Origin of the sequence: Pseudomonas sp. Tri1 (genome assembly GCF_017968885.1) — a bacterium.
In the GTDB taxonomy this organism is placed as follows: Bacteria; Pseudomonadota; Gammaproteobacteria; order Pseudomonadales; family Pseudomonadaceae; genus Aquipseudomonas.
On the sequence record NZ_CP072913.1, the window covers coordinates 151,370 to 173,442 of the forward strand.

General features: G+C 61.1%; 17 protein-coding genes and 2 pseudogenes. 14 read left to right on the plus strand and 5 right to left on the minus strand.

Annotated features, from left to right (window positions below; translation table 11 throughout):
- Nucleotides 1-24 precede the first annotated feature (24 nt).
- The 3 genes from gabD (at nt 25) to J9870_RS00735 (ending at nt 4,281) form a co-directional block, all read left to right on the plus strand.
- Nucleotides 25-1,467 (plus strand): NADP-dependent succinate-semialdehyde dehydrogenase, encoded by a 1,443-nt coding sequence (gabD, locus tag J9870_RS00725; RefSeq protein WP_210642261.1) that lies wholly within the window; start codon nt 25-27, stop codon nt 1,465-1,467.
- A 171-nt stretch (nt 1,468-1,638) separates the two neighbouring features.
- The gene (gene gabT / locus J9870_RS00730; RefSeq protein ID WP_210642262.1) at nt 1,639-2,916 is read left to right on the plus strand and encodes a 4-aminobutyrate--2-oxoglutarate transaminase; all 1,278 of its coding nucleotides are present in this window, start codon (nt 1,639-1,641) and stop codon (nt 2,914-2,916) included.
- A 147-nt stretch (nt 2,917-3,063) separates the two neighbouring features.
- Complete coding sequence (locus J9870_RS00735; RefSeq protein WP_210642263.1) at nt 3,064-4,281, plus strand: HDOD domain-containing protein; 1,218 nt, start codon at nt 3,064-3,066, stop codon at nt 4,279-4,281.
- Between the two features lie 149 nt (nt 4,282-4,430).
- Here J9870_RS00735 and J9870_RS00740 read toward each other — a convergent pair whose 3' ends face one another.
- Nucleotides 4,431-5,420: a sensor domain-containing diguanylate cyclase gene (locus J9870_RS00740; RefSeq protein ID WP_210642264.1), complete on the minus strand. Its 990-nt coding sequence runs from the start codon at nt 5,418-5,420 to the stop codon at nt 4,431-4,433.
- A 177-nt stretch (nt 5,421-5,597) separates the two neighbouring features.
- The gene (desA, locus tag J9870_RS00745; RefSeq protein WP_210642265.1) at nt 5,598-6,782 is read right to left on the minus strand and encodes a delta-9 fatty acid desaturase DesA; all 1,185 of its coding nucleotides are present in this window, start codon (nt 6,780-6,782) and stop codon (nt 5,598-5,600) included.
- Between the two features lie 146 nt (nt 6,783-6,928).
- On the opposite strand from desA, the pseudogene dibA reads away from it, so the two are divergent.
- A pseudogene (dibA, locus tag J9870_RS00750) lies at nt 6,929-8,835 on the plus strand (phosphodiesterase DibA).
- Between the two features lie 239 nt (nt 8,836-9,074).
- Here dibA and J9870_RS00755 read toward each other — a convergent pair.
- Nucleotides 9,075-9,428, minus strand: a pseudogene (locus J9870_RS00755) (DUF6124 family protein); the annotation flags it as partial.
- Nucleotides 9,429-9,567: 139 nt separating this feature from the next.
- On the opposite strand from J9870_RS00755, the gene oscA reads away from it, so the two are divergent.
- The 8 genes from oscA (at nt 9,568) to J9870_RS00795 (ending at nt 18,118) form a co-directional block, all read left to right on the plus strand.
- Nucleotides 9,568-9,750 carry a sulfur starvation response protein OscA gene (gene oscA, locus J9870_RS00760; RefSeq protein WP_003186967.1) on the plus strand — a complete coding sequence of 61 codons (183 nt, stop codon included), beginning with the start codon at nt 9,568-9,570 and terminating at the stop codon, nt 9,748-9,750.
- Between the two features lie 136 nt (nt 9,751-9,886).
- Nucleotides 9,887-10,900 (plus strand): sulfate ABC transporter substrate-binding protein, encoded by a 1,014-nt coding sequence (locus J9870_RS00765; protein ID WP_210642266.1) that lies wholly within the window; start codon nt 9,887-9,889, stop codon nt 10,898-10,900.
- 148 nt (nt 10,901-11,048) lie between these two features.
- On the plus strand, nt 11,049-11,867 hold the full coding sequence (gene cysT, locus J9870_RS00770; protein ID WP_013692011.1) for a sulfate ABC transporter permease subunit CysT: 819 nt from the start codon (nt 11,049-11,051) through the stop codon (nt 11,865-11,867).
- A 12-nt stretch (nt 11,868-11,879) separates the two neighbouring features.
- Entirely contained in the window at nt 11,880-12,749 is an 870-nt protein-coding gene (gene cysW / locus J9870_RS00775; RefSeq protein ID WP_210642267.1) for a sulfate ABC transporter permease subunit CysW, read from the plus strand.
- 3 nt (nt 12,750-12,752) lie between these two features.
- Nucleotides 12,753-13,742, plus strand: a complete 990-nt coding sequence (locus J9870_RS00780; protein ID WP_135843096.1) for a sulfate ABC transporter ATP-binding protein — start codon at nt 12,753-12,755, stop codon at nt 13,740-13,742.
- A 293-nt stretch (nt 13,743-14,035) separates the two neighbouring features.
- Complete coding sequence (locus J9870_RS00785) at nt 14,036-15,397, plus strand: cytochrome C (RefSeq protein ID WP_246883130.1); 1,362 nt, start codon at nt 14,036-14,038, stop codon at nt 15,395-15,397.
- Nucleotides 15,387-15,899 (plus strand): sorbitol dehydrogenase, encoded by a 513-nt coding sequence (locus tag J9870_RS00790; RefSeq protein ID WP_210642269.1) that lies wholly within the window; start codon nt 15,387-15,389, stop codon nt 15,897-15,899. Before J9870_RS00785 ends, J9870_RS00790 begins: the two co-directional genes overlap by 11 nt.
- Entirely contained in the window at nt 15,896-18,118 is a 2,223-nt protein-coding gene (locus J9870_RS00795; RefSeq protein WP_210642270.1) for a GMC family oxidoreductase, read from the plus strand. Before J9870_RS00790 ends, J9870_RS00795 begins: the two co-directional genes overlap by 4 nt.
- Nucleotides 18,119-18,258: 140 nt before the next feature.
- On the opposite strand, the gene J9870_RS00800 is transcribed toward J9870_RS00795, so the two are convergent.
- A complete protein-coding gene (locus J9870_RS00800) occupies nt 18,259-18,783 on the minus strand; it encodes an Mpo1-like protein (RefSeq protein WP_210642271.1) in 525 nt (174 codons plus the stop codon).
- 86 nt (nt 18,784-18,869) lie between these two features.
- On the opposite strand from J9870_RS00800, the gene J9870_RS00805 reads away from it, so the two are divergent.
- Nucleotides 18,870-19,556 (plus strand): Crp/Fnr family transcriptional regulator, encoded by a 687-nt coding sequence (locus J9870_RS00805; RefSeq protein ID WP_210642272.1) that lies wholly within the window; start codon nt 18,870-18,872, stop codon nt 19,554-19,556.
- A gap of 65 nt (nt 19,557-19,621) precedes the next feature.
- On the opposite strand, the gene J9870_RS00810 is transcribed toward J9870_RS00805, so the two are convergent.
- Complete coding sequence (locus J9870_RS00810) at nt 19,622-20,626, minus strand: AraC family transcriptional regulator (RefSeq protein WP_210642273.1); 1,005 nt, start codon at nt 20,624-20,626, stop codon at nt 19,622-19,624.
- 100 nt (nt 20,627-20,726) lie between these two features.
- Between J9870_RS00810 and J9870_RS00815 the strand changes: the two genes are divergently transcribed.
- Nucleotides 20,727-21,800 (plus strand): fatty acid desaturase, encoded by a 1,074-nt coding sequence (locus J9870_RS00815; RefSeq protein WP_210642274.1) that lies wholly within the window; start codon nt 20,727-20,729, stop codon nt 21,798-21,800.
- Nucleotides 21,801-22,073: the final 273 nt, after the last annotated feature.

The following is a 22,073-nucleotide window of genomic DNA, read 5'->3' on the forward strand; positions in this document are numbered from 1 at the left end:
GCGGTGCTGTTAAGGAAAGCCGACATGCAGCTTAAAGACACCCAGTTGTTCCGCCAACAAGCCTTTATCGATGGCGCTTGGGTCGATGCGGACAATGGTCAGACAATCAAGGTCACCAACCCGGCAACGGGCGAAGTGCTGGGCACTGTGCCGAAAATGGGTGCCGCCGAAACCCGTCGGGCGATTGAAGCCGCCGACAAGGCGCTGCCGGCCTGGCGTGCGCTGACGGCCAAGGAGCGCGCCAACAAGCTGCGCCGCTGGTACGAATTACTGATCGAAAACCAGGACGACCTCGGTCGCCTGATGACCCTGGAACAAGGCAAGCCGCTGGCTGAGGCCAAGGGCGAAATCGTCTACGCAGCCTCCTTCATCGAATGGTTCGCCGAAGAAGCCAAGCGTATCTACGGTGATGTGATTCCCGGCCACCAACCGGACAAACGCCTGATCGTGATCAAGCAGCCAATCGGCGTGACCGCTGCCATTACCCCGTGGAACTTCCCGGCCGCGATGATCACCCGCAAGGCCGGCCCTGCCCTGGCCGCTGGTTGCACCATGGTCATCAAACCGGCTTCGCAGACGCCGTTCTCGGCCCTGGCCCTGGTTGAGCTGGCTCACCGTGCCGGCATCCCGCAAGGCGTGCTGAGCGTGGTCACTGGCAGTGCCGGCGACATCGGCGGCGAGCTGACCAGCAACCCAATCGTGCGCAAGCTGTCGTTCACCGGCTCGACCGAGATCGGTCGTCAGTTGATGGCCGAATGTGCCAAGGACATCAAGAAAGTCTCCCTGGAACTGGGCGGCAACGCGCCGTTCATCGTGTTCGACGACGCCGACCTGGATAAAGCTGTCGAAGGCGCGATCATTTCCAAGTACCGCAACAACGGCCAGACCTGCGTCTGCGCCAACCGCCTGTACATTCAGGACTCGGTGTACGACGCTTTCGCTGAGAAACTGAAAGTGGCGGTAGCCAAGCTCAAGATTGGCAACGGTCTGGAAGACGGCACCACCACCGGTCCGTTGATCGACGGCAAAGCGGTTGCCAAGGTGCAAGAGCACATTGCCGATGCAGTCAGCAAAGGCGCGACCGTACTGGCGGGTGGCAAGGCGATGGAAGGCAACTTCTTCGAACCCACCATCCTGACCAACGTACCGAAGAATGCCGCCGTGGCGAAGGAAGAAACCTTCGGTCCGCTGGCGCCGCTGTTCCGCTTCAAAGACGAAGCCGAAGTGATCGCGATGTCCAACGACACCGAGTTCGGCCTGGCCTCGTACTTCTATGCCCGCGACCTGGGCCGTGTGTTCCGTGTGGCCGAAGCCCTGGAATACGGCATGGTCGGCGTCAACACCGGTTTGATCTCCAACGAAGTCGCGCCGTTTGGCGGCATCAAGGCCTCGGGCCTGGGCCGTGAAGGCTCCAAGTACGGCATCGAGGACTACCTGGAAATCAAATACCTCTGCCTGGGTATCTGATCCGCTTCAAGCGCAAAGGGCACGAGAGCGCTGTCCCTTTGCGTGTTTCACCTGTTCTGTTTCTTGTGGCCGGAACGCTGTGGCAGTCGATCATCGCATGCTGTCGCAGTTGCCTCCCGGCCATGTATTCCTTGAACCACGCCGACCGATGAGCGGCGAATGAGGACTGTAATGAGCAAGACTAACGCTGACTTGATGGCCCGCCGTACCGCTGCTGTTCCACGTGGTGTCGGCCAGATTCACCCGATCTTCGCTGAATCGGCGAAGAACGCCACGGTAACCGACGTCGAAGGCCGTGAATTCATCGACTTCGCCGGCGGTATCGCCGTGCTGAACACCGGCCATGTGCACCCGAAAATCATCGCCGCCGTGACCGAGCAGTTGAACAAACTGACCCACACCTGCTTCCAGGTCCTGGCCTACGAGCCCTACGTGGAGCTGTGCGAAAAAATCAACGCCAAGGTCCCAGGTGACTTCGCCAAGAAAACCCTGCTGGTGACCACCGGTTCCGAAGCGGTGGAAAACGCCGTGAAAATCGCCCGTGCCGCCACGGGCCGTGCCGGTGTAATCGCCTTCACCGGCGCTTACCACGGTCGCACCATGATGACCCTGGGCCTGACCGGTAAAGTCGTGCCGTACTCGGCCGGCATGGGGCTGATGCCCGGTGGCATCTTCCGCGCGCTGTACCCGAACGAACTGCACGGCGTGAGCATCGACGATTCCATCGCCAGCATCGAGCGCATTTTCAAGAACGACGCAGAGCCCCGTGACATCGCGGCAATCATCATCGAGCCAGTGCAGGGCGAGGGTGGTTTCTATGTGGCGCCGAAGGAGTTCATGAAGCGTCTGCGCGCCCTGTGCGACCAGCACGGTATCCTGCTGATCGCTGACGAAGTACAGACTGGCGCCGGCCGTACCGGCACCTTCTTTGCCATGGAGCAGATGGGCGTTGCCGCCGACCTGACCACCTTCGCCAAATCCATCGCTGGCGGTTTTCCGTTGGCCGGTGTTTGCGGCAAGGCCGAGTACATGGATGCCATCGCTCCGGGTGGCCTGGGCGGCACCTACGCCGGTAGCCCGATCGCTTGCGCGGCTGCGCTGGCGGTGATGGAAGTCTTCGAGGAAGAGCACCTGCTGGACCGCTGCAAGGCCGTGGGCGAGCGCTTGGTCACTGGCCTCAAGGCCATTCAGAAGAAGTACCCGGTAATCGGCGAAGTCCGCGCTCTGGGTGCGATGATTGCGGTGGAGCTGTTCGAAAATGGCGACTCCCACAAGCCGAACGCCGCAGCCGTGGCTCAGATCGTGGCCAAGGCGCGTGACAAGGGCTTGATCCTGCTGTCCTGCGGCACCTACGGTAACGTTCTGCGTGTGCTGGTACCGCTGACTGCGCCAGACGAGCAGTTGGACAAAGGCTTGGCAATTCTCGAAGAGTGCTTCTCCGAGCTCTGATGTTACGAGCCCTGACTGTGCACTGATTCACAAAAAAACCCGCTTCGGCGGGTTTTTTCATATTCGGGAACACATCCCTCAGGTTTTGAACTGTCTGCATCGGCCTTCATTGACTAAGGTGCATGTATGGCAAGGGAGCGATGCTGCATGACTGCTGTGGTTTTACCCGCTGTACCCCGTGTGCTGATCGCCGAGGCCGACCCGGCGTCCCGGGAGCTGCTTGAGCAAGTATTGTCGGGCGTGCGCTGCGATGCCCGAGTGGACACCTGCGGCGAGGGACACCAGGCCCTGGATTTGCTGGCGCATAACTCGTACGACCTGGTCATCGCCGACTGGGAGCTGCCGGGTGTCGATGGCCTGACTATCCTGCGCGGCCTTCGCCAACAGCATCGAACTGTGCCGTTGCCGTTCATTCTGATGAGTCGGCGTAACGACAGCGCCAGTGTGCGGGAGGTCGTGCCACTGGCGCCGATGGCGTATTTGACCAAACCCTTGAACCGCGAAAGCCTGACCCAGCGTTTGCAGGGGTTGCTGTTGAGTGGCGCTGAAGAGACCTCCAGCGACGTACCGGTCCCGGGGCCGGGGCTGACCCTGATAGCTTTTCTGGAGCGTCGGCGCGAGCTGTCCGAAGGCGCGCCGCTGATGACCGATGTGCAGGTGGCGGTCAAGCGCTGCCTCAACCCCACGGGCCTGGATCTGAAGCTGCTGGAAGAAGAGATCCGAACCGACCCGCAAATCACCGGGGTGCTGATTGCGGCGGCCAACAGTGCTGCCCAGCATCAGGGCGGCGCGCCGGTGCAGACCGTGGCCCAGGCGCTGCACCAGCTCGGCACGGGGCAGAGCATGAACCTGATCCTCGGCCTGACCCTCAAGCGCTGCGCCCGGCTCAGCGTCCCGTGCCTGGCCGACTATGCCAAGCGCTATTGGGAATTGTCGCTGCACACCGCCGAGTACGCTCGGATCCTGGCGCGGCTGTTGGATCTGGAACCGGAACGCTGTTATTGCGCCGGGCTGTTACACCGCCTGGGCGACCTGGCGCTGCTGCGTTGCCTGGAGGAATGGACGCAGGCGGGGGGCGAGCTGGATGAGTGGGAGGAAGTAGGGAATTCCCTCGATCAATACGGCGCCAGTTTCGGCTCGGCGCTGCGCACCCGTTGGCGCCTGCCGCTGGAGCTGCGTGAGCTGATCGCGGCAGCCTATAGCCTGGGTGGTGGGGTTTATTCCCGCGAGGCACTGGTGATGAACATGGCGGCGCAGATGGCCCACCTGACCGAGCATGAAGGGCTTGAAGAGCTGGCCCGGGGGCGTACAGCGCGTTTGCTGAAGATCGGATTGCCGGAGTTGATGCGATTGCGCAGAAAATAAAGCGACTCTTTGTGGGAGCGAGCCTGCTCGCGATGAGGGCCTGACATCCAATTGCGTGGTGACTGTCAGGCCGCTATCGCGAGCAGGCTCGCTCCCACAGGAATTTGGGTATGACTGGAGTTTTGCTGACTCCTTGGCGACGAGATTGCTCAAGCCGCAATGATGCGATTCTTCCCCTGGCGCTTGGCTTCGTACATGGCCGCGTCGGCCCGGGCGAACAGGTTGTCGAGGGACTGGTCTTCGGCGGTGATGCTGGTCAGGCCCTGGCTCACGGTAATGCCGAAGTTCTGCTCGCCACAGCGAAAATTCAAGCGCTGGATCTCCCGTTGCAGGCGCTCGGCCACTTGCAGCGCCATGTCCGGGGCACAACCGGGGAACACGGCGGCGAACTCTTCGCCGCCGATCCGCCCAAACAGATCACCGCGCCTGAGCACGGAACGTCCGCTTTCGGCGATTTTCTGCAGCACGGTATCGCCTTCCTGATGGCCGTAAGTGTCGTTGATTACCTTGAAGTCATCGATGTCCAGCAACAGGAACGCCATGGGCATCCCTTGTAGCCGTGCCTGCTCGAATTCACGGTGGGCGCACTCGAAGAAGTGTCGACGATTGCTGCTCTGGGTCAGCACATCGGTGGTTGCCAGCCGCTGCAGTTCGCTTTCCAGCAGCTTCTTTTCGGTGATGTCTTCGGCAATGCCCACCACAATCACCGGTTGCCCTGGCTCAGCCTTGCGGTTGATGAAGCATTTGTCGCTCAGCCAGCGGATCTGGCCATCGGCGGCGATGATGCGGTATTCGCGATCTTCGACGGCACCTTTGACCAGCACTTCAGCCAGACTGCGTTCGGCGTAGTCCTGGTCATCGGGGTAGATTGCGTCGCGCCATTCGTTGAAATCGGCCATGACCAGGCCGGCAGGACGGCCGAAGATCCGTTCGTAGGCGGGGCTGACGTACAGCACTTGCCGGGTTTCCCAGTTGAATGCCCAAAGCACCGCATTGACGCTGACCAGCAATGAGCTGAACAGTTGCTCACGCTCGCTCAGGCGCGCTACTTCGCCCTGGGCGTGCATCAGCGCCATGAGGGTCTGGGCCGCTTCGGGCCAATGAGGTTGGGATGAATCCTGTAGGTTCTTGTCGACCATCGGCACAAATCTCAAAGAACGTGCACTGCTGTGGATTTGCACGCGCTCACTCCAAAGCCCGCCTGGATGGCGAAGTGCTCATTGAGATAGGGGATTTGAGGCGAAGTTCCTTTTCAGGCGACGAAGGGCGGGGCCGCGCAGCAAAGAAAAACCCCGCCGGAGGCGGGGTTTTGATTATCAGGCTGTAGCCGGTCGCAGCGAGTAGGTCTTGAGCTGGTCGGCGAAGTCCCGCAGGGACTGGATGCCACTGGCCTCGGCTTCGTGGACCCATTCCTTGATGGCGGCGAGCATGTCATGGCCGTTGCTGCTGGTCTTGACCCAGATCTGCTGCAACGCCAGGCGTTTTTCGTAGATCACCTTCAGCGCCTGGCTGTGTTCCAGCATGTTCTGGATGCGAACGTGGTGACGGTCATCCAGCAGGCTGGTCTCCCGCGACAGCAGGCGTTTGGCTCGGTGGAACTGATGGCGCACCGAGTGATCGACCTTCTCCAGTTCCTGTTTGACCAGCGGCGCGATGACCAGCCGGCGGTACTGGGCCATGATCTGGAAACGGTTATTGAGGATCGCCATGGCGGTGTCCATGTCCAGGTGACCCTTGCCTTCGACTCGGTGTGCGATTGGCGCGACCCGCTGGACCTTGGCCAGGCGCAGGAAACTGAACACCTTGATCCAGGCCCAGCCCAGGTCAAACTCCCATTTGCGTACCGACAGCTTGGCCGAGTTGGGGTAGGTGTGGTGGTTATTGTGCAGTTCTTCGCCACCGATCAGGATGCCCCAGGGCACCAGGTTGGTCGCCGCGTCGCGGCATTCGAAGTTGCGGTAGCCCACGGCATGGCCCAGGCCATTGACCACGCCGGCGGCCCAGACTGGAATCCACATCATCTGGATGGCCCAGATGGTGATGCCGATGGTGCCGAACAGCAGCAGGTCGATGCCCCCCATGATCGCCACGCCCAACAGTGGGAAGCGGCTGTAGAGGTTGCGCTCGATCCAATCCTCAGGGCAGTTCTTGCCGTAGATGCGCAAGGTTTCCGGATTTTCCGCCTCGGCGCGATACAACTCGGCGCCTTTGCGCAGCACAGTGGACAAGCCCTTGATGACCGGGCTGTGGGGGTCGTCAATGGTTTCGCATTTGGCGTGGTGCTTGCGGTGGATGGCAGTCCACTCACGGGTGTTCTGTGCCGTGGTCAGCCACAGCCAGAAGCGGAAGAAGTGTTTGAGGCCGGCATTGAGCTCAAGGGAGCGATGGGCCGAATAACGGTGCAAGTACACCGTGACGCCGATGATCGTGACATGGGTCATCAGCAGGGTGACTGCCACCAGTGACCAAGGCGACAAGCCAAGAAAACCTTCGTACCACATAGGCTGTAGGGCCCTCGATAAAGATAGAAACTGCCGTTGCATTATCACCGGCCCGACAGATAAAACCAGTCGGCCTTTCAGATAAGAGTGGCAGGATGTTTCTTCCTCTATAATTCCCGCCTCTTTATAGGGACATGGATGGCCGAATGACTGTCTACCGCCGCATCGCTCTGCGCACAGCGCTGGTTTATCTCTTGCTGTCAGTCGTCTGGCTGCAACTGGTTGGTTATTTATTGAGCAGTTTCTTCGATCAATCCGCCGATCGACTTCGCTGGTTGCTGATCAACGGTTATGCCTGGGTGCTGGTCAGCGCCGCGTTGATCTTCCTGGTCCGAGTACGGATGTCCCGGTTTTTCGGGCCGGGCGAGCACAGCGCCGATCGTGAGCGCCTGCGCCAGGCCGCCGCCGTCTTCGATTGCACCCGCGAAGGAGTGCTGGTGACGGACCGCAACGGCCTGATCGTGCACGTTAACCGTGCCTTCATTGCAATTACCGGTTACGGACGGGACGAAGTGCTGGGCCAGCGACCCAATCTGTTCAAGTCCGGTCGTCATGGGCCGGATTTCTATCGTGACATGTTTGCCGCCCTGGACAGCCTGGGCGAGTGGAGCGGCGAGATCTGGAACCGGCGTAAAAGCGGCGAGATCTACCCTCAGTGGCAGACGATTCGTGTCATTCGCGACGACAACGACCAGATCAGCCATTACGTCGCGGTGTTTTCGGATATCAGCGCAATCAAGGATTCCGAGCACGAGCTGGCGCACCTGGCCCACCACGATCCGTTGACCGGCCTGCCCAACCGCTTGCTGTTTTCCGATCGCACGGAACAGGCCCTGGCGTCGGCGCAGCTTCACAAGCGTGGCTGCGCTCTGCTGCTGGTGGACCTGGATCACTTTAAAAACATCAACGACAGCCTGGGGCACAACGTCGGCGATGAACTGCTCAAAGGCGTGGCCGAGCGGTTTCGTGGCCTCTTCGCGCCGGGTGTGACCCTGGCCCGTTTGGGGGGGACGAATTTGCCGTGCTGGTGGAAAACTGTTCGCAGCCCGGGCAGGCAGCTGTGTTGGCGCGGCGCATCCTCGACGCCCTCAAGGAGCCATTGCGGCTTGACCACCAGACCCTGTTCATCAACGCCAGCATTGGCATCAGTCTGTTTCCCGGCGATGCCCTCAGCGCCGGACAATTGCTGCGCAATGCTGATTCGGCGCTGTTCAAGGCCAAGAGCGCCGGGCGCGACGGCTATGCCTTGTACACCGAAGAACTCACCGCCCACGCTCAGCAACGGGTCGAGATTGCCTCCGAACTGCGCCGGGCCCTTCAGCATCAGGAACTGCGGGTTCATTACCAGCCGGTGCACGACCTGGCGACCAGCCGGCTGATTGGTGTGGAGGCGTTGGTGCGTTGGGAGCATCCCAAGCGCGGGTTGGTTTCGCCAGCCGAGTTCATTCCTATTGCCGAGCGCACCGGGCTGATTGCCCAGATCGATGCCTGGGTCATGGACCAGGCCTGTCGGCAGATGTGCCAGTGGCAGCAGGCCGGCGTGATGCTGTCGTTTGTCGCGGTCAACGTCTCCAGCCGGCTGTTCGCCCATCGCGAGTTGTATGAGCAAGTCGCCCGAGTGCTGCACGACACAGGCCTGGACCCGGCTTGCCTGGAGCTGGAAGTGACCGAAAGCGCGGTGATGGAAGACCCGGAGGTGGCGCTGGAACAGATGCATCGCCTGCGGGAGTTGGGCGTGCGGCTGGCGATCGACGATTTCGGCACGGGTTATTCGTCCTTGCTGCGGCTCAAGCGCTTGCCGGTGCAGAAGCTCAAGATCGATCAGGGTTTTGTCGCGGGGCTGCCGTGGGATGAGGATGACGCGGCGATCGTCCGGGTGATCGTCGCCCTGGCCCATAGCATGGGTATGCAGGTGCAGGCCGAGGGCATCGAGCAGCGCGAGCAAGCGGCCTTCCTGCTTGGACAGGCGTGTGAGCTGGGGCAGGGCTACTGGTTTGGCCGGCCCGTCGCGGCGGCGCAGTTGGATTGGGATCGGGCGCCGCTCATTGCTTGATCGTCCGTGGGCCCGCCGCGAAGGGCCCTCCATGGCCCAGCGCGGCTATCCCGGCATTCATGCCGGGATGCCCACTCCACAATGCCTGCGTTCGGCCATCGTGGTTAATGGGGCCCCGAGACCAACGTCCACCGCGAGGCGGCCTGACAGCCGACCTGTCTCTCCGGCCGTGCCTCAATCCAACTGTGGGAGCGAGCTTGCTCGCGATAGCGTCGGCTCAGCTTGCCTCAATGTAACCGCTATCCCTTGGCGCTGTGGGCCGCCATCTCCTTGGTTTCCAAATGATCCAACGCCCGCTCAACCAACAACTGCACCCCATCGGCCATGCGACTGATCGCCAGAGCGACGCAGCGGCGTGAGTCGTCCACGTCGTCAGCCAGGTCGGCGGCGATGGTGCTGATGGAGGTCTTCGGAGGCGTTGGCGAGCAGGGTTTCGGTGTCGATGTGGGGTGAGACGATGAAGAGTTGGTTTTTGTCGGGTTCGGGTGGTGAGGCGGGCTTGGGGTTGAGGTAGTAGTCGAGGGCGCGGGTGGCGGCGTCATCGAGCTTTTTTCTTCCTGCGCTTGAACGCGGGATTTGTGGTCGCTTTGAGGGCGTTTGCTACTTTATGTTGTTTTGGTTATATAAAAATTCTTAAATAGTCTTTTTAAGAATATCTGCGCTTATCTAATATTGCTCCCACGCCGCAAGCAGTGCCGCCCACTGCCAGGCATTCATTCAAGGAGCAGCAGCATGAGCGCATCCCTACGTAGCGTTGACGGCCAGGACGAAGCAACCATCTTGCGCGAGATCCAGAGCGCATTGCGCGATCTGCGTTTTGGCGCGGTGGAAATCACTGTGCACAACGCGCAAGTGGTCCAGATCGAACGCAAGGAAAAATTCCGGTTGCAGCAGCCGAGCCATAAGCCGTCTTGAAAAACCTGAAAGATCGCAGCCTTCGGCAGCTCCTACAGGGGGGCTTGGCGTAGGAGCTGCCGAAGGCTGTGATCTTTTTACCGGCCACCCGATTTCCAGAAACCATAAGAAAACCAGAATTCCAGGAGCTTTCACCATGTCGTCAATTCGCCGTTATGCCTTGGCCGCCCTGGCCAGTGCTGTTTTTGCAGGTTCCGCGGTTGCCAAGGATTACGAGTTGCTCAACGTGTCCTACGACCCGACCCGCGAGCTGTATCAGGATTACAACGCCGAATTCGCCAGTTTCTGGAAGAAGGCGCACCCGGACGATAACGTGAAGATCCAACAGTCCCATGGCGGCTCGGGCAAACAAGGTCGGGCGGTGATCGATGGTCTGCGGGCCGACGTAGTGACCCTGGCCCTGGCCGGTGACATCGACGAAATCGCCAAGCTGGGCAAGTCCCTGCCGGTGGACTGGCAAACACGCCTGCCGGACGCCAGCACACCGTACACCTCGACCATCGTGTTCCTGGTGCGTAAGGGCAATCCCAAGGGCATCAAGGACTGGGGCGATCTGATCAAGAATGACGTGTCGGTCATCACCCCGAACCCGAAGACCTCCGGCGGTGCTCGCTGGAACTTCCTCGCGGCGTGGGCCTATGGCCTCAAGGCCAACGGTGGTGACGAAGCCAAGGCCAAGGAATATGTGCAAGCGCTGTTCAAGCATGTGCCGGTCCTCGACACCGGCGCCCGTGGTTCGACCATTACCTTCGTCAACAATGGTCAGGGTGATGTGTTGCTGGCCTGGGAAAACGAAGCGTTCCTGGCGTTGAAAGAAGACGGCGGCGCGGACAAGTTCGACATTGTCGTGCCGTCGCTGTCGATCCTCGCCGAACCGCCAGTGGCGGTGGTGGACAAGAATGCCGAGAAAAAGGGCAACCTTGAGATCGCCCAAGCCTACCTCAAGCACCTGTACAGCCCGGCCGGCCAGGAAATCGCCGCGAAGAACTTCTATCGTCCACGTGACAAAGACGTGGCCGCCAAGTACTCCCGGCAGTTCCCGAAACTGGACCTGGTAACCATCGACAAGGACTTCGATGGCTGGAAAACGGCCCAGCCGAAATTCTTCAATGATGGCGGCGTGTTCGACCAGATCTACCAGGCGCAGTAAGCTGGGATTTGTCTTCGGGCCAGTCAGTTAAGCCACAAACCTGTGGGAGCGAGCTTGCTCGCGATGGCGTCGGTTCAGTTTGCATTGATGTTGACTGAAGCACCGCTATCGCGAGCAAGCTCGCTCCCACAGTCAACCAAGGACCTTTATGTCGCGTCGCATATCCCCCGTCATACCCGGCTTCGGGCTGACGCTGGGCTACACCCTGGTGTACCTCAGTCTGATTGTGCTCATACCGCTGGCGGCGATGTTCGTGCATGCCGCTCAACTCACCTGGGAACAGTTCTGGGCGATCATCTCGGCGCCGCGGGTGCTGGCTGCCTTGAAGCTCAGTTTCGGCACCGCGCTGTACGCCGCGATCATCAATGGCGTGATCGGTACGCTGTTGGCCTGGGTGCTGGTGCGCTACACCTTCCCCGGTCGCAAGATCATCGACGCGATGATCGACCTGCCGTTTGCCCTGCCCACCGCCGTGGCCGGTATTGCGCTGACGGCGTTGTATGCGCCGACCGGCCTGGTCGGCCAGTTCGCCACCGACCTGGGATTCAAGATCGCCTATACACCGCTGGGTATTACCTTGGCGTTGACCTTCGTGACGCTACCCTTCGTGGTGCGCACGGTGCAGCCGGTGCTGGCCGATATTCCCCGTGAAGTCGAAGAGGCCGCCGCTTGCCTCGGCGCCAAGCCGTGGCAGGTGTTCCGCCACATCCTTGTGCCGGCGCTGTTGCCGGCCTGGTTGACCGGCTTCGCCCTGGCGTTTGCCCGTGGTGTGGGCGAGTACGGCTCGGTGATTTTCATCGCCGGCAACATGCCGATGAAAACCGAGATCCTGCCGCTGCTGATCATGGTCAAGCTCGACCAATACGACTACACCGGCGCCACCTCCATTGGCGTGCTGATGCTGGTGGTGTCCTTCGTCCTGTTGCTGCTGATCAACCTGTTGCAACGGCGCATCGAAACCCCATAAGGAGGCGCGAACATGTCCCAATCGTCTATTTCCGCGGCCTCCACCAACGCCGCTCGCCGTGGCAGTGCAACTTCGCGGGGCGTCCTGATCGGCCTCGGCTGGCTGATTTTTGCGCTGTTCCTGCTGCTACCGCTGTTCATCGTGGTGTCCCAGGGCCTGAAACTCGGCCTGGGGGCGTTCTTTACCGCAATCTTCGAGCCCGACGCGCTGTCGGCGTTGAAGCTCACGGTGATAGCCGTGCTGATCTCGGTGCCGTTGAATCTGGTGTTCGGTGTCAGCGCCGCGTGGTGCGTGAGCAAATATTCATTCCGTGGCAAGAGCATGCTGGTGACCCTGATCGACCTGCCGTTCTCGGTGTCGCCAGTGATCGCCGGCCTGGTCTATGTGCTGATGTTCGGCGCCCAGGGCCTGTTCGGGCCGTGGCTGTCGGATCACGACATCCAGATCGTCTTCGCGCTGCCGGGCATCGTGCTGGCAACGATTTTCGTCACCGTGCCGTTCGTGGCCCGGGAGCTGATCCCGCTGATGCAGGAGCAGGGCACTCAGGAAGAAGAGGCCGCGCGCCTGTTGGGGGCCAATGGCTGGCAGATGTTCTGGCATATCACCGTGCCGAACATCAAGTGGGGGCTGATCTATGGCGTGGTGCTGTGTACCGCTCGGGCCATGGGTGAATTCGGGGCGGTGTCGGTGGTGTCCGGGCACATTCGCGGGGTGACCAACACCTTGCCGCTGCACGTCGAGATCCTCTACAACGAATACAACCACGTGGCCGCGTTCGCTGTGGCGAGCCTGTTGCTGATCCTGGCGCTCTTGATCCTGCTGCTCAAGCAGTGGAGCGAAAACCGAATCAACCGCCTGCGCGCCAGCGCCGCGGAGGAATAAGTCATGTCGATCGAAGTCCGTAACGTCAGCAAGAATTTCCACGCCTTCAAGGCCCTGGACAACATCAGCCTGGACATCCAGAGCGGCGAGCTGGTGGCGTTGCTGGGCCCGTCGGGCTGCGGCAAGACCACTCTGCTGCGGATCATCGCCGGCCTCGAAACCCCGGACCAGGGCAACATCGTGTTCCACGGCGAGGACGTTTCCGGCCACGACGTGCGTGATCGCAACGTCGGCTTTGTGTTCCAGCACTACGCCCTGTTCCGCCACATGACGGTGTTCGACAACGTCGCCTTCGGCTTGCGCATGAAGCCCAAGAACCAGCGCCCGAACGAAAGCCAGATCGCGACCAAGGTCCACGAGTTGTTGAACATGGTGCAACTGGACTGGCTCGCCGACCGTTACCCCGAGCAGCTTTCCGGCGGCCAGCGCCAGCGCATTGCCCTGGCCCGCGCATTGGCGGTGGAGCCCAAGGTATTGTTGCTGGACGAACCCTTCGGTGCCCTCGACGCCAAGGTCCGCAAGGAATTGCGCCGCTGGTTGGCGCGGTTGCACGAGGACATCAACCTGACTTCCGTGTTCGTGACCCACGACCAGGAAGAAGCCATGGAAGTCGCCGACCGGATCGTGGTGATGAACAAGGGAGTGATCGAGCAGATCGGCTCACCGGGCGACGTCTACGAAAACCCGGCCAGCGACTTTGTCTATCACTTCCTCGGCGACTCGAACCGCCTGCACTTGGGCGAGGATCGGCATGTGCTGTTCCGCCCCCATGAAGTCTCGCTGTCGCGTTCTGAGCTGGAAGATCACCACGCCGCCGAAGTGCGCGACATCCGCCCATTGGGTGCGACGACCCGAGTGACCTTGAAGGTGGAAGGCCAGAGCGAGCTGATCGAAGCTGAAGTGGTGAAGGATCACGACAGCCTGGTGGGCCTGGCGAAGGGCGAGACGCTGTTCTTCAAGCCGAAGGTCTGGCAGAAAGTCGCCAACCTCTAAGATCAGAAGCGTCGCGAGCAAGCTCGCTCCCACAGGGGATAGGGGTTGACCTGAAAGTTTGTGGGCACCCCAAAATCCTTGTGGGAGCGAGCTTGCTCGCGACGGCGTCCTCGCCAGCACCCCGGCCCGAATCTGAATAACCCCGCTTGGCTTTGCTTCGATCTGTTCTACTTTTGCACCTGTTCTTGAATCAAACCCTACCTAGACTCTGACTTGCCAGGAGGCAAGTGAGAGTCCAATGACGGACCGGTGTTATCTCCTGGCGCCCTGATGCCAAGGAGATGAGCATGAGAATGGAAGTCAGTCGGCATGGCCCGTTTGGCTGTGCATTGTTAAGTGTCTTGCTGGGCTCCTCTGCCAGCGCCGCCCCCTCGTTGTCACCGCAGATACCCTTCGATGTCACGGTTACCAAACCGGTTTCCCTGCCCAGCCTGCAAGCCAATTTCGATGACCTGTCATGGCAGACGTTCATTGCCTTGAACTGGCCGGCGCTGGACAACGGCGATCCCAATACCGGCACCTCCATCGGCAAGCAGGATGGCGCTACGGTGTGGGAAAGCTGGAAAGAGAGTTACCAGATCTTCCGGGCCAAGGGCCAGGCACCGCTGCCCTGGAATGCCCCGGCGACCCTGCCCGAGGCTTGCAAGTCGCTCAAGCCCGGTCGCCTCTTGCAGCAGATGGGCAAGGTTCCCGATGTCCTGGATGAGTTTATCCAGCCCTTCGAGAGCGGCCCGTTGGTGGATCAGAACGGCACCTACACGCGCAACGAAATCGTGGTCAATCAATCGATGTTCAACGGGATCGTCGACAACGGCCTGTACAGCATCGAAGGCCAGCAGAAGTTTTTTGCGGCGAACCCGACCAACACCGTGGCGTTCAGCTGCGGCGCCAACGAGACAAAACAGGTCGGTGCGCTGATGGTGAAGGCGTCGTGGAAAGTGCTGGGCCCCAACGACAATCGGCAGGATTTTCACACCGTCGATGCGCTGGTCTATACCCCAGGAAACAGCGATCCGAGCCATGGACCGATCGTCGAGGAGTCGTGCGTGTCCGAGCCGGTCGGGTTGGTGGGGTTGCACATGGTCCATAAGACAACCAGCGCGGCACAGTGGGTCTGGTCAACCTTTGAGCATGTGAAAAACGTGCCAGAAAAAACCACGCCCGTTGCCCAGCGTACGGGCCCGTATCTGTTCTACAACGCGGCCAGCAAAAGCGACATCAACCAGCCTCCGCCACGGCCATGGAACCCGGCGGTCAAGGCTACCCCCTCGCAAATCGTGCGCGAAGTGCCGCTGACCGAAGCCACTAAAACCCTGAACGCGACCTATCAAGCCCTGTTGCGCACGGTCAACCCGCAGAGCGTCTGGGCGAACTATCAATTGATCAGTACCCAGTGGCCGTCGGCACCACAGCCGAACTGCCAGATATCAGCCGCCAACCCGCTGGGCAGTCCCGCCCCGTTGTTCCTGGCCAACGCCACGCTGGAAACCTACATCCAGGGCACCGTGCCCCAGGCGTCTTCCAGTTGCATGGCGTGTCATGGCAATGCGGCCACCCATGTCACCGAATCCCCGCGCACCAGCTTCGCGGATTTCACCTATTTGCTCGAACGCGCGCAGTCCACGGCTGGACAAGGAGTCAAGCATGAGCAGTGATCTGGAAAATTTCGTAGGTCTTTCATCGGTCCTGACCGGTATTTCCACTGAGCGACTGGCGCCGGAGATCGACCAGGTGGGTTTGCCGCCGCTGTTTCTTGAATTCATCACGCCAAGAATCACGCCTGATGTGCTCAGTGCATTGCTGACCCAATACGCCAACCTGGCGGGGGATAATCAATCCCCGGATCAGATCGCCCAAGCGGTGTTGATGGACGGAGCGCTGCCGGCCGGCACACAGACCGCCAAGGCCGCGCGTTCGATCATGAAGCTGTGGTTGTTGGGCGTTTGGTACCAACCCTATGACGCGGCGAGTTTCAAAAAGGATGAGCAGACCGTGGTGTCCGACCAGGCCTATATCAATGGCTGGGCCTGGAAAGCCGCCCAGGCTCATCCCATGGGCTACAGCGAGATGTTCTTTGGCTACTGGAACACGACGCCGCCCAGCCTTGAGGATTACACCGGGGTACCCGCCAACGCGCAGCAAGGAGCTTCGTCATGAGTACCGAACAAGCAGAGGTGGTCATCGTTGGTGCAGGACTGGCCGGCAGCATCATCGCTTATCAGTTGGGCATGGCCGGCGTGGATGTACTGGTGCTCGAATCGGGCCCGGAGATCCCGGCCAATCGTACGCAATATCTGGAGCGCTTCTACACCGCCACCCTGAAAACCCCGGAATCGCCTTATCCTCCGGTATCGACCCTGGATACGCCGCGTGATCCGACCAGGGAAAACGCCCCGCGGGCAACCATCGCCGATCTGATCCTGGGTTGGAACAAACCAGAGGTCAGTTACTTGGTGCAGAAAGGCCCGTTGCCCTTCAACAGCACCTATGAACGGGTGGGCGGCGGGACGACCTGGCATTGGGTCGGGACGTGCCTGCGCATGGTGCCGAACGATTTTCGCCTGAAGAGCAAGTACGGCGTTGGGGTGGACTGGCCGATCGGCTACGACGATCTGCAAAGTGCCTATTGCCGGGCCGAGGCGGAAATCGGTGTGTCGGCCAATGTCGCCGACCAGGCTTATCTGGGCATGACCTTTCCCGAAGGTTATTCCTTCCCGATGCACAGCATTCCACTGTCGCTGGTTGACGGCAGTTTTGTCAGCGCTGTGACCGGGCAGACGTTCGACGGTTTGCCGCTGGTGGTCAGCCCGACCCCGGCGGGGCGCAATTCCCAGCCCTACGCCGGGCGGCGGGTGTGTGCCGGCAATACCAACTGCACGCCGATCTGCCCGATCCAGGCCAAGTACGACGCGACCGTGACCATGAACAAGGCTTTGGCCACCGGTAAGGTCCGGGTCATGTACCGGACCGTGGCCAGCAAAGTGACTGTGGGCCCGGACAAGAACATCAATGGCATCGAATTCATTCAATATCAGCTTGGCGAGGGGCCCAAGACAGGAAACGGCGTGGCCATCGGGCAGCGTTATGTGATCGCCGCCCATGCCATCGAAACCCCTAAATTATTACTCAACTCCAAGAGCCCGGCCTGGCCCAAAGGTGTGGCCAACAGTAGCGGGCAGGTGGGCCGCAGTCTGTCCGACCATCCGATCTACCTGGCGTGGGGGCTGATGCCGGAAGGCAAGACAGTTTTCCCGTACCGTGGCCCGGTGTCCACCGCCGGTATCGAGAGCCTGCGTGACGGTGCCTTTCGCAGCCAGCGAGCGGCATGGCGCATTGAAATCGGCAACGAGGGCTGGAACTGGCCGGTTGGCGATCCTTACGTCACCGTAGCCGATTTTATCGACGGGGCGAACACAAGCCGCACCAACCCATTGCCATCGAAAGAGACTCCGCCGCCACCCACTCAAGCGCTTTACGGCACGGCACTGATCAAAAAACTCAACGAGCTGTTCATTCGCCAGTTTCGGATCGGCTTCCTGGTGGAACAGGTGGAGGACCATCCCGACCAGTCCGACAGCTACATCGTGCCCTCGACGGATAACTACACGGACGGGCTCGGCATTCTTCGGCCGGAAATCCACTACAACCTTTCCGATTACACCAAGGAAGGTTTCAGACAGGCGAAGATATTGGCGAGCCACATCATCAAGGACCTGCTCGGTGCCGTGGAGCTGACGGCCCCCATTGGCAAAGGGACGTTCAACTACAAAGGCGACGATTACAGCTTCCAGGGCGCCGGGCACCTGATGGGGACCTATCGCATGGGCGACGACCCCACCAAATCGGTGGTGGACAAATACCAGCGCAGTTGGGACCACAAGAACCTGTTCCTGGTGGGCGATGGCGTCTTCCCCAGCACCGGCACCTCGAACCCGAGCCTGACGATTGCGGCGCTGTCGTTCCAGGCCGGCGACACTGTGGCCAATGACCTGAAGGCGGTGACAATGCAGGTCCAGGCCAATAAAGCCTGGCAAGGCACCGGTGTGCAGGTCAACGGGCTGGTGCCGCGCCTGGTGCGCTACGTCAGCGGGTTATGGTGTGCCAGTCCGCAAGGCGGCAACGTCGATGGAAACGGCGGTTCGCGGCACATCGACTACGCCAGCTATGCGTTGCCCGGTGCGGCCGAAGGCGCTTTGATCGGTCGTGTGGGCGACAGTGGGACGCCGTTCCTGGTTGGCGATCTGGCGCAGGTTCCTGCCAGCGAGCAAGGGGAGTTGCAACTGTGCATCAACGATGACCTGACCGGGCAATACGGGTCTGGCTTGAAAGATAACACCGGCGCGCTGACGATACGGGTCGAGTTTGGTGCGCTGTAACGCTTGAGCGGTAACGATGCAACTCCTGTGGGAGCGAGCTTGCTCGCGATTGCGCTCTGTCAGTCACCAGTGTGTTGACTGAGCCACCGCCATCGCGAGCACGCTCGCTCCCACAGGGGCGGCGGGGTATTGCGTTGTGTTCAGGCGGCCGAACGCTGGTTGCGCAACGCCACTGGCCCGACACGTTCTTCAATGGCTCGCTTCAGTTCGCCGCGAAGCCCCAGCAGGAAACCCGCTTCAACCACCACGAACAACGGCCCGACAATCAGCCCGGTGAGGTCATCGACAAACGCCGGTTTGCGGCCTTCGTAATAGTGACCGACAAACTGGATCACCCAACCCACCACGAACATCCCCAGGCCACAGCCCAGCCACACCGAGGTGCTTTGCGCGGCGAGCATCTGGCCCAGCCATACTGCCAGGCCCAGTAGCACCGTCATCAACACCCCCAGGCGCAACTCCAGGCGCAGATAGAACCAGGCACTGGCCACCGCTACCAGCAGCGCCGGCGACACCAGGAGCGCACCCACCTGCCAGCCTGGCCGTGACAACAACACGGCGACGGCGACGAAAATCAACGGAATGCCAATGAAGTGGCTGGCGATGTTGCGTGGATCACGGTGATAGGCGGCGTATTGACTGAGATGATCGACGAGGCTTTTCATTGTTGTTCCTCCTGAGGTGATGCCTGCATGATGCCCAGGATCTATAAGGCGCTCTGTCAGTTAGCCGACACTTGTCCGGAGTTTTCATGAGTTCGCATCCCTGGCACGCGCACCTGATGGCTGGGCACTGGTACAGCCATTTGCCTGTTGAGTTACAGAATAGTCTGCTGGGGCTGTCGCGGGTGCGCCGCCTGCCGCCGGGGCATCGGCTGTTTCAGCGCGGTGATCCGCCTTGCGGGATGTACGCCGTGCTGGAGGGTGCGGTGCGGATCGGCGCGGTGAACGAGCAGGGCAAGGAAGCGCTGTTGAGCGTGGTGGAAGCCCCCCACTGGTTCGGCGAAATCTGCCTGTTCGATGGCCAGCCGCGGACCCATGACGCGGTCGTGGCAGGCCAATGTACGCTGCTGCACGTGCCCCAGGCGCCATTGCTGGCATTCCTGCAAGAACAACCGATCTACTGGCGGCATCTGGCGTTGCTGATGAGCCACAAACTGCGCCTGACCTTCATCAACCTCGAACACCTGAGCCTGATGCCCGCCCCGGCGCGCCTGGCCCACCGCCTGTTGCTGATCGCCGAAGGCTACGGCGAAATCGAACCGGCGCGCCGGCTCTTGCAACTGCCCCAGGAACAACTGGCGTTGATGCTCTCGCTGTCGCGCCAGACCACCAACCAGATCCTCAAGGACCTGCAGGCCCAAGGCATTCTCCACCTGGGTTATGGCGAGATCGAAATCCTCGACATCGAGCGGTTGCGGGCGTTGACTGCGATCTGAAGCCGACCTGAACTATGTGGGAGCGAGCCTGCTCGCGATAAGGCCGGCCGAACCAACGCAAATCCCTAGCGCAACCCATCCCGAAACTGCCCCGGCGTCATCCCGGTCCAGCGCTTGAATGCGCGGCTGAAGCTGCTGGTGTCGGCAAACCCCAACAGATAACTGACCTCGCTCAGCGAGCAATGTGGATCCCGCAGGTGCAGCAGCGCGAGGTTTTCCCGGCACTCGTTGAGCAGGGCGTCGAAGCGGCAGCCTTCGTCGGCCAGGTGCCGTTGCAGGCTGCGCAGGCTCAGGTGCATGGCCTGGGCGATGCGCTCGGCACTGGGTTCGCCTTCGGGCAATTGGGCCTCGATGGCGGCACGCACCTTGCGCTCCCAGGTCAACGGTTTGAGCTGGGCGAGGGTGCGCTCGAGCACCGTTTCGTTGTGTTCGGCCAGCTCCGGATTGGCGTCGTCCAAGTGGCTGTCGAAATCCGTGAGGTTGAACTCCAGGCAATCCTGGGCCGCGCCGAAATACACCGGCGAGCGGAACACTTTGTGCCAGGGGCCGGGGTCCGCCGGTTCCGGACGCCGCAGGTACACCGCCAGCGGCGCGTAATCGCGGCCGAGGCGGTTGCGACAGGTGCGCACGTAAATCGCGGCGAACGCATCGATGGCTTCAAAGGCCGGCGCCGGACGGCCCTGGGGCACATCGAGACTGAAGCGGTAGCGGTCTTCGCCGCGGCTCAGTTGCAGCGTCAGCGCATCGCTGACCACCGGGTGATAGCGCACGATCCGCTCGAACACTTCCCGCAGACTGCCGCTGGCCACCAGGGCATAGCCCAGTGCGTGAAACGTGGTGGGGCTGACGAAGCGCGATACTCGCAAGCCAATCGCCGGGTCGCCGCTGGCCTGTACCGCCAACGCCCACAGGCGCGTGGTTCCCGAGAGCGGGTAGCGGGCGTTCGGATCGTCCATCCACTGCGGGTCGAGGCCGGCCTCCAGGCACAGGGCATGGCTGTCCAGGCCCAACGCATCGAGCTGTTTGCGCAGCGCACGGGTCCAGCTGGCGAGGGAGGTCGGTTCAGTCATGACGATTGGCGCTTGCGGTCAACAGGTTGGCGTTTACGGCTACCACCCGAGGGGACAACGCCCGGCAGGATGAGCACATCGATAACAGAGGATGTAAGCCATGCAAGGCACTTGCGCAAGCCCCGAACGATTGAATGCACAACAGCGAGCCGCCCATATTCGCCAAGTGGTCCTGGCCCGGGGCGAGCAATTGCGTCAGCGCTACCCGATTTTGCGCCACCAGGATGCACTGGGTGCGGGCATCCTGGCGTTCGCCCTGGCCGGGATGATCGGTTCGGCGCTGCTCTACATCAATGGCCATCTGGCCGGGTGGGCGTGCCTGCTGCTCAACGCTTTTTTCGCCTCACTGACCCACGAGCTGGAGCATGACCTGATCCACAGCATGTACTTTCGCAAGCAGCGCCTGCCTCACAACCTGATGATGGGGCTGGTGTGGCTGGCACGACCCAGCACCATCAACCCATGGATCCGCCGCCACCTGCACCTCAACCATCACAAGGTCTCCGGCAGCGAGGCCGATATGGAGGAGCGCGCCATCACAAACGGCGAGCCTTGGGGGCTGGCGCGGTTGCTGATGGTCGGCGACAACGTGATGTCGGCTTTCATCCGCCTGCTGCGGGCCAAGACCTGGGCGCACAAGCGCAGCATCCTCAAGCGCACGCTGAAAGTGTACTTCCCGCTGGCGCTGCTGCACTGGGGCGCCTGGTATGTGTTCCTCGGTTTTCATGGGGCCAACGGTGTCGCCAGCCTGCTGGGCACGTCGATTGACTGGTCGACGACTACGCTGGCGACGATGCAGGTGATCGACATCGCCGCAGTGGTGATCATCGGCCCGAACGTGCTGCGGACTTTTTGCCTGCACTTCATCAGTTCGAACATGCACTACTACGGCGACATCGAGCCGGGCAACGTCATCCAGCAGACCCAGGTGCTCAACCCGTGGTGGCTGTGGCCGTTGCAGGCGTTCTGCTTCAACTTCGGCAGCAGCCACGGGGTCCATCATTTCGTGGTGAAGGAACCGTTCTACATCCGCCAACTCACGGTGCCGGTGGCCCACAAAGTGATGCGCGAGATGGGCGTGCGGTTCAATGATTTTGGGACGTTTGGGCGGGCCAATCGGTTTGTGGGCGAGAAAGGGCCGGTGACGGAAGAGGTGAATACGGTACGGGTTTGAGACGGCTATTGAAAAAGCTCTTCGGCAAGCCCCGATATTTCAACCAAATCTGAATCCTGTGGCGAGGGAGCAAGCCCTCGCCACAGATTGTTGCAACCGGCCACTCACCTCGGCGGCCACGCTTCGTTCGCCCTTGGGCAGTCCCTCAGGCCTCCCGGCTGCATTCCAACGCATCCCATGGAAGCGTCTAATCTTCTCCTCTCGTCGGCCAACATCATAAAACCCTAATTTTTTCCAACGGCGTGCCGACAGATTGGTATGCGTGCACCAAAG

Bases quoted from the DNA above. Each gene is read 5' to 3' on its own strand.
- J9870_RS00790 (WP_210642269.1), top strand. From the start codon at position 15,387: ATGAGCAGTGATCTGGAAAATTTCGTAGGTCTTTCATCGGTCCTGACC.
- cysT (WP_013692011.1), top strand. From the start codon at position 11,049: ATGTCGCGTCGCATATCCCCCGTCATACCCGGCTTCGGGCTGACGCTG.
- J9870_RS00815 (WP_210642274.1), top strand. From the start codon at position 20,727: ATGCAAGGCACTTGCGCAAGCCCCGAACGATTGAATGCACAACAGCGA.
- J9870_RS00810 (WP_210642273.1), bottom strand. From the start codon at position 20,626: ATGACTGAACCGACCTCCCTCGCCAGCTGGACCCGTGCGCTGCGCAAA.
- J9870_RS00805 (WP_210642272.1), top strand. From the start codon at position 18,870: ATGAGTTCGCATCCCTGGCACGCGCACCTGATGGCTGGGCACTGGTAC.
- gabD (WP_210642261.1), top strand. From the start codon at position 25: ATGCAGCTTAAAGACACCCAGTTGTTCCGCCAACAAGCCTTTATCGAT.
- gabT (WP_210642262.1), top strand. From the start codon at position 1,639: ATGAGCAAGACTAACGCTGACTTGATGGCCCGCCGTACCGCTGCTGTT.
- oscA (WP_003186967.1), top strand. From the start codon at position 9,568: ATGAGCGCATCCCTACGTAGCGTTGACGGCCAGGACGAAGCAACCATC.
- cysW (WP_210642267.1), top strand. From the start codon at position 11,880: ATGTCCCAATCGTCTATTTCCGCGGCCTCCACCAACGCCGCTCGCCGT.
- J9870_RS00765 (WP_210642266.1), top strand. From the start codon at position 9,887: ATGTCGTCAATTCGCCGTTATGCCTTGGCCGCCCTGGCCAGTGCTGTT.
- desA (WP_210642265.1), bottom strand. From the start codon at position 6,782: ATGTGGTACGAAGGTTTTCTTGGCTTGTCGCCTTGGTCACTGGTGGCA.
- J9870_RS00780 (WP_135843096.1), top strand. From the start codon at position 12,753: ATGTCGATCGAAGTCCGTAACGTCAGCAAGAATTTCCACGCCTTCAAG.
- J9870_RS00800 (WP_210642271.1), bottom strand. From the start codon at position 18,783: ATGAAAAGCCTCGTCGATCATCTCAGTCAATACGCCGCCTATCACCGT.
- J9870_RS00785 (WP_246883130.1), top strand. From the start codon at position 14,036: ATGGAAGTCAGTCGGCATGGCCCGTTTGGCTGTGCATTGTTAAGTGTC.
- J9870_RS00795 (WP_210642270.1), top strand. From the start codon at position 15,896: ATGAGTACCGAACAAGCAGAGGTGGTCATCGTTGGTGCAGGACTGGCC.
- J9870_RS00735 (WP_210642263.1), top strand. From the start codon at position 3,064: ATGACTGCTGTGGTTTTACCCGCTGTACCCCGTGTGCTGATCGCCGAG.
- J9870_RS00740 (WP_210642264.1), bottom strand. From the start codon at position 5,420: ATGGTCGACAAGAACCTACAGGATTCATCCCAACCTCATTGGCCCGAA.